The sequence below is a fragment of the bacterium genome, from assembly GCA_040755795.1.
In the GTDB taxonomy this organism is placed as follows: domain Bacteria; phylum UBA9089; class CG2-30-40-21; order CG2-30-40-21; family SBAY01; genus JBFLXS01.
The window spans coordinates 1-7,616 of sequence record JBFLXS010000180.1; the positions used below are offsets into that span (position 1 = coordinate 1).

At 31.7% G+C, this 7,616-nt stretch carries 7 protein-coding genes and 1 tRNA gene; all 8 read right to left on the reverse strand.

Features of this window, described 5'->3' with window-relative positions; all coding sequences use genetic code 11:
- Positions 1-126: 126 nt before the first annotated feature.
- Positions 127-249 (reverse strand): hypothetical protein, encoded by a 123-nt coding sequence (locus tag AB1414_11915; protein MEW6608131.1) that lies wholly within the window; start codon positions 247-249, stop codon positions 127-129.
- A gap of 606 nt (positions 250-855) precedes the next feature.
- Positions 856-2,298, reverse strand: a complete 1,443-nt coding sequence (locus tag AB1414_11920) for a helix-turn-helix transcriptional regulator (protein MEW6608132.1) — start codon at positions 2,296-2,298, stop codon at positions 856-858.
- A 362-nt stretch (positions 2,299-2,660) separates the two neighbouring features.
- Positions 2,661-4,112, reverse strand: coding sequence for a hypothetical protein (locus AB1414_11925; GenBank protein ID MEW6608133.1), 1,452 nt, complete (start codon positions 4,110-4,112; stop codon positions 2,661-2,663).
- A 313-nt stretch (positions 4,113-4,425) separates the two neighbouring features.
- Entirely contained in the window at positions 4,426-4,692 is a 267-nt protein-coding gene (locus tag AB1414_11930) for a type II toxin-antitoxin system RelE/ParE family toxin (protein MEW6608134.1), read from the reverse strand.
- Positions 4,689-4,910 carry a type II toxin-antitoxin system RelB family antitoxin gene (gene relB, locus AB1414_11935; protein MEW6608135.1) on the reverse strand — a complete coding sequence of 74 codons (222 nt, stop codon included), beginning with the start codon at positions 4,908-4,910 and terminating at the stop codon, positions 4,689-4,691. The genes AB1414_11930 and relB overlap by 4 nt, the downstream gene beginning before the upstream one ends.
- A gap of 98 nt (positions 4,911-5,008) precedes the next feature.
- The gene (locus tag AB1414_11940) at positions 5,009-5,488 is read right to left on the reverse strand and encodes a hypothetical protein (protein ID MEW6608136.1); all 480 of its coding nucleotides are present in this window, start codon (positions 5,486-5,488) and stop codon (positions 5,009-5,011) included.
- Positions 5,489-5,978: 490 nt separating this feature from the next.
- Positions 5,979-7,283 (reverse strand): hypothetical protein, encoded by a 1,305-nt coding sequence (locus AB1414_11945; GenBank protein MEW6608137.1) that lies wholly within the window; start codon positions 7,281-7,283, stop codon positions 5,979-5,981.
- A gap of 206 nt (positions 7,284-7,489) precedes the next feature.
- Positions 7,490-7,565: transfer RNA gene (locus AB1414_11950), tRNA-Glu, on the reverse strand.
- Positions 7,566-7,616: the final 51 nt, after the last annotated feature.

A 7,616-nucleotide genomic window follows, 5' to 3' on the forward strand; every position in this document is an offset into this window, starting at 1 on the left:
TACTCATTAACATATTTAAATTTCAAAGATCTCGATGTGTCATAAGGCATTCCTTTTAGTATGCCCTCTTTTCATAACTACTATTTATTTCTTTTATCTTGACTTATTCTAAATAGTTGGCTTTTTTTATACAACAAGACCTGCAAGTCCTACAAAATAAATAAGCAGGGCTATCAATCCAAACTTAATGACTAAATAAATGAAGTTGATCCCAATGATTTGATAAAGTTCATCGTACTTAGTTCTCAATGAATAGTATCCAAACGTCACAAAAACAAATAATACCGACGGAAGTGCCGTATACCCTGTATTTCGAAGATAGGGTCCAAAAGTAATGTACGTAAATAAAAAGATGGAGATCCATGAGATGATGGCATAAGTCTTTAATTCAATCTTCGATGCTTCCGTATTCATTGAAAATAATACTAAGTAAAATAAAGTTGAGATTATGGAGTATATGATGACAGCTAGAACATTATAACCGTATAAGAATGACACCACTGCAACTGTGATATCGAGGATTAATGTTAAGTAGATAAAAAGTCTAATGTGCAAAGTGGTATGTGGTCCCATTTCAATCTCCCCCAATAAAAAGCGATCCTATGTTTGATTATAACATGAACAATACCTAGTCAATTAAAACGGTTAAACTAATCTCGAAATTAGTGTGTATATATGTCAATAGATTAAATATAAAGATGGATGATGATGCATGTAGTTGATTAAGTATGATTTATGTTAGTAAAAAAGCCCTTCGCACGGGTTGAGAAGAGCGTTTCTAATGATATATCTGACTCGTCGTTTAAAATAATCCGTGATTGATCCCTCATGTCTTTAATCTAATTGAAGTTTCGATTAAGTGACTATGTTTTTTAACTTATGTTGTCTCACCCTTATTAATATTTTGGAGGAAGTAAAAAGAGCGATATACGTTATGCCTAATATAATGGGAAAAAACAAGAACATGCCATCTGTCATACGCCAATTTTCTCCAAAAAAAGCATTGTATAAGACAAAAGCGTAATAGATCTGTGCTCCAAACCAAATCACATAAAAGGCAACATAAGCCCCCTTAACCTTCATCCATCTAAAAACTAATCCCGCCCCAAGTGCAATCAAACTTGCATAAAATACAATATGCAGGGGTAAATTGTAAAAATGAATGAACTCTGCTGGATTGACATGTGTTGGGTCATAATAAAAGAATAAATCTCCGCCTGATAAAAATACATAAATATAGATAGCGATGGTGATAATTTCAAAGGGTAATAATCGCAGTTTGAAAATTTCTTTTAAAGGTAGTTTATCTCCCTTGATTTCAGACAAACTAAGACCTAGGAAAAGCATATATCCGAATAAGTTAAGACTACCGACAATGAGCCCTGAATTAAAAATATAAACGACGACACCGTAGATGAGTCCAAAGATAAGCATAAAGGACAGAGCTAAGATAGGTGTTTGAAGTTTTTTAATATCCTTAAACATGAGCAATCCCGAAAGTACTATCATGACCCCAAATAAGATCACTTCAAACTGACTAAAATAATAGTGATGTCCAACTTCATAAAATGAGAAAGGGAAGATAAAAGTGGTCAAAATCATTCCTGCAAAACCAATCCAGGTTTTAGGATGGTTTTGTATGTGCATATATATGTGCCATCGTTGAATTGAAATAGTAATCAATAACATCGCAATTAAGAAAAAGATATAGACGATATGTAAGATCATACCAATCTCAGGATTTAAAAATAGCGGTGATGCGATGATGGGGACAAGATAACTCAAATTGATAGCTAATGCAATAAAACTAATGACGATATGGCTGATTAGTTTTCGATCGATGAGGTGAAGTGTAAATACAACCACAGGTAAGCCCATCATCATAGAGAGTACGAAAATACTTGTCATTTGCATTTCAAAGGGAATGATCTCTCTCCACTCTGGTAAAGAATTATCGAGAATCCCATATTCAAGTACGTAAATATCTGCGGTGATATAAGGAACGAAAGCGATTGTAATCGATAACCCCAATAAAATCACATACATGAGATAAAGACTTATCTCTTTGACCTTATAGTTGGATTGATTTTCATATGGTGTTGTTTTGTAAGGATCTAACAAATCATCAACTTTGACACCGTAAAGTGCAGATAGTTCTTTCAACATATCCATATTAGGTTCACTCAAATCAAGCTCCCATTTTGAAATAGTCTGTGGTGTGACATTCATTATGTCTGCAACATCTTTTTGTGTGAGCTTAGCGTTCATGCGCAATTTCTTTAATCGTTCACCAATCATTATTATTCCCCCCTCAAGGTTATTTGTCATACTCATTATAGTGCTAAAATAAAGGTTACTCAATCACATTTTCGTTGAACGACTCAATGAATGGTTGAGTGAAGAATGAATGACCTAAATATATGATGATTCAACTAAAACAAATCACTTATGTTGGTGTTAACATGATTTAGGTGACTCTATTCAACTTGAAATTCTTTTTACTTCCTTATGTATTTATTCATGTTAAAGGTTTATATGGGATTAAGCAAGTATTCATCTATCAATATAAAAAAGTTCAAATTGAACTTTTTTATATTGATAATTCTGTGTAGATTCACACACTCAACAGAAAAGATTCATTTAAGTCATTTCTTCTAAATCTATTTCCATGATGGTCTTGTGTAATATGAATTGCTGCCTTCATATGTTTCAATGCCTGACAAGCCACGATATGTAACCACATAATGAATATATGTATATCCTTCAAAATTGCTCGGTACTTCATCTACTTCGAGACTTTGAAATTGAGTATTATCATATACATCAGGAAACTCAGTTAAAGTATATTCCAAAATGGGTGTTCCATTTTCTATGGTACGGACTTCAAAATCAATCGAAATGATATCGACATTATAGTCGCTTAGTCTAAAACGGAATACACCATTTGAATAACCAAAAATCTCAAATATATTAAAGATATTATAATCCAAATGTTTCGTACATAAAACTTGATCAATCTCATCAATATAGATTTGAATGGCATCATAGTTTTCTAGGTAGATATTATCAATTTCAATAGAGTTCGCATCGGGATGAATCGCCAACCGGACATCCTTACCATATATTCCGATTTCAGTCGTTACATGCTCACCACTAAACAACACATTTCCGTTATCTATAAGTTCGTAAAATATGGTCGTTTTTGTCTCACCAATTTCATAATCTATAATATTAGCCCATAATCCGGGATATGAATGTTCAATTTGAGATGTCATTCCCGTTATAGTCGATGTTACAGTTCGGCTTCCAAAATATACATAATCATAAGTATCAACGCCATCTGTACCTTTATAATAAAAGTGAATCTCAAATTCTACATCTGGAGGTAAATCTTCAAACAATATAGTGTCTAGAACAATCGTGTCATTGACATACATATCATCTGTAAATATGATCTCTTTTGTTTGATATACCACATCAAATGGACGATAATATAACTCCATATATATGCCTTCATATAAACGCGCTGAATCTGTAAATAAGTAATCCATTAAGATATAGGGACGATCAGGCTCTATTTTCTCGATATATTTCTCATCATTAGTGAAATATCTGGTGGTCAAATGTCCACCTTCTGGATAGATACGGCTATTTGCATTCTCATCATCTACAGTAATCCATGCTAGGACATCCATTGTGCTCGTTGGATTAAGATCTTTTGAATTGACAAGGCCAAAGACAATCTCTAAATCAGGATTGTAGAATTCGCAATGATGAAATGATTTATGATAAGATTCCATTTTAAAACTGATTTGTGACTCAGTTGTTGTAGTCCCTCTCATCCTTTTTATAATCCAATAATTGGTTGATATATAATCCGCATCCGAAATATCTATCGTAAAGCATAATTTTTTAGTGAATGGATGATATTCTAAATCGGTTATTTGGATTTCAGCATATTTTTCAGGTAAGATGTTATTTCCATCATGACTCCACGAGGTATAGGTTAAACCTCCATCATTAATTATTGTATATTCACTAGGTGTGCCATTTGAACAGCTTATTAATATAAACATAGTTATGAATATCATAATATAAAGTATCTTTTTCATAAATTTTCCCCTATAAATTAGTCCTTAAAAGGACTATGAATTAGTCTCGTTTGAATTCTTAATTAAATTATAACATATAGTGTTTGAGCGGTATAGATTTAATATAAGCATTTACCTCTTTGATTATAATGCTAAACCTTTCATGGCACATGAAATCAAATTTTGTTACTTTAATTATATGGGTTTGAGGGCTCAACAAAGATAAAAAGCCCTTTCCACGGATGAGAAGAGCGTTTCATAATAATATTGGTGACCCGTACTGATTCACGATTTTTCCCGAGTTTTCAATTGATGCTTAGTTAAACTGTCAAATTTACTTATAAATGTCTCTCCGATGACCTGCATCAACAACCAAGATGATTAATCGATCATCAAAAATATGAGCAAGTAATCTATAATCTCCAACCCTATATCTCCATATACCTTTTTTGTCAGCAATCAATCCTTTTCCATGAATTCTTGGATTTTCACAGTTTTCCAAATTTTTAGATATCCACGCAAAAATCATCGTTGCTATTTGCTTGTCCATTTTTTTAAAGGTCTTTAGTGCGTTTTCGCTCAATTCAACTCGATACATTATTCAATACCAAGGATAGACTTAGCTTCTTCTATGGTGTATGTTCTAGAGTTTTGTTCGTATGCTTTAAATGCTTTTTCGTACAGAAAAATATCGAACTCGTCTTCGATTTTTTCTAAGATTGCTTTTCGTATCACTTCTGAAACAGTTGTTCCATTAAGCTCCGCATATTTCTTTATAAGCTCTAACTCTTTATCGTTCATTCTAATCGATATAGACATATCACCATCTCCTCTGTAATACATTGTACTACATATTAATAAAAAACGCAATACATTGCAATACATTCTAATTATCTTGTATGTTTTCTTGTATGTTTTTAATTGAATAGAGCAACTATACCTATGATAATCACAAGTGGAATTAAAAATAAAATGATTGTCCCTAAAAAAGTAAATATATTTCTTTTTTCTATAGAGTCAATGCTTTCTTCATGATCTGATTTAATACTCAATTGATATCTATCACCAAGAAACCATTTCTTCTGTCTATGTAGTCTTATCTTAATCTGTTCATCTTGCTGCACATCTATTATTAATTTGCATACAGCAAATCTCCCCCATCTTCTTAAAAGATATGCAGATTCTGTTGCATAGCCAAAAAAGCCAAAAGCCATCAGTATAGCTCCAAATAAAAAGTACTTATTGTTTAAAATGTGATATTGCTCAACTTTGATTTCATGCAACCCAGTTTCTATCAATAACGTTTCAGATTCTAGTTTTTTATCGTCAACAAAAATGATAAGTTTTTCGTTGAACTCATCTACATCCTTTAAGTAGTTAAAAAGCAGTTTATACATTCCCGACCCGCCTATTGTTCATAGTGATTATTCTATAGTTCTATTCTATCATCATTATTAATTATCTTCTGTCTACTTTTAAAAACACACAAAACTTAAATCAACATAAGTTGACTTTTTTTACTAAAATCGGGAACTTGTTATAGACCTTCAAGAAACGATCTAAAATTTGCTTATGTGCTCATAAGTTTTAAGGGATTCACTCAATTTGAACAAATTCTATTGGATTCTGAATTTTTACCAAAAACCGCCTTATATGTAGTTTGAATAACACACCTAGATGTCTATAAAAAAAGCACTTCCCACGGGTGAGAAGAGCGTTTCATACTATTATTGGTGACCCATACTGGCTCACGAATTTTGCCGAGTGAATCACGTTAGTCTAGCAAAAAAATCTTGATTTGTGTAGGATTAGACATAGTGTTTTCCAAAAAAAGTCATCAGTCTTCGCCTTGGGTTCTATTTATCACAATATCAAAATCACAAAATATTATCTAAAATAGTTGATATATTGCATAAAAAATTCGTAATTTTCATCGTAAGTTTTGTCGAGGTTATGATTGATTAACTCATTTTGATACAATATCGGTCCTTGTTGAAACTTATTTTCAAAATAATCTTTACTATAACCAGAGGATAATCCAAAGATATCTAGGGTGATTATTTCATTTAATATTTGAACTTCTGGATCGAACTCAGTATGATATTCAAAATATGGATATTCACTATGTTCATACTCTATTGATGAGTGATAATCCTCTGATAGTAAATCATCTCCATAATATAGTTGATAAGTATTAGTTTCATTTGGTATATCAATCTCTGTCAACTTATCCCAACCCAGAATTTCAAGTAGATTTATTTTGAAATGAATTGGAGAGTAACTCACAAGATTTGTATTTCGAATATATTCATAATAAGCATCTGTCATATATTCACCCTCACTCTTCCTAACATCATATCTTTCACCTGTAAGGCCATTAAAGATTGTTCCATGGTGGTTATTTTTTGACAAATCTATTCGTATAAAAGCCTCGACATTACTAAATTCAAAACTGTTTTGATCATCATTAAATTCAGTATATATATATTCTAATGATCCATCTTCTGTACTATTATTATTACAACTGTTACAAATATATGTTTCTTCACTTACTCCAAAAATTAATTTCGTATATGACATTCTTGTATATGATGTTTCATCGATATTTGAGAAATGTAATGTCATCTCCATAACATCATCTAGATTTTCATCAACATAAAAATGAAATGTATAATGGAATAATGTTGTTTGATTGACAGTATAATAAAAATCAAAATATAACTCTTCATCCTCCATAAAAAACTGTAAACCATCTTTTACTGTATTTCCATCATATGTTTCTGAAACAGTAAAATATCTTTTTCCTTCTTCAATCTCATCATAAGAGTTTTCAATACTTGTTTTAGAAAAACGCATGTCATCTAAATAGTATAAATTTGAATCATACATAAATTGACGATCATCACTTAATGTGTAATTATAAAATTCATGTTTATATATGTCCTCTTTACTAAACAGTTGGGCATTTACGTAACTGTCCTCATACCAAATAACCTCTCTTGATGATCTTGGATAAAAAGTATGTAATTGATTGCTCGCTAAAGAAAGTTTTTTCGAAAACATTTGATAAAATTCATCAAAGGAATCGTCTTTGGTATTTTCGAAGTATTCATTTTCAAGATGTTTATTCGAGCATCCTGATAAACTTATTCCCACTAAAATAGTAAAAATTAATATGATTATTTTTTTCATAATCTCCCCCTAAATAAGGACAGTCTTTAATAGAGGACTGTCCATTTTCCTTCTTGCGTTTTATTATTTGTATTGTAACATAAATCTAAATAAATGATGTCTCCTATTGGGAAAAATGAAAAATGTCTATGGATCTTAATAGACTTAACGTTTTGATAGAAACAAAAAGCCTATCACATTCTATGATAGACTTGCTCGGTTAACTATGGTGACCCGTACGGGATTCGAACCCGTGAATGCATGCGTGAAAGGCATGTGAGTTAACCGTTTCTCCAACGGGCCAAAAAAAATGGCGGAGCAAGAGGGATTTGAACCCTCGCGCCGGTTTCCCAG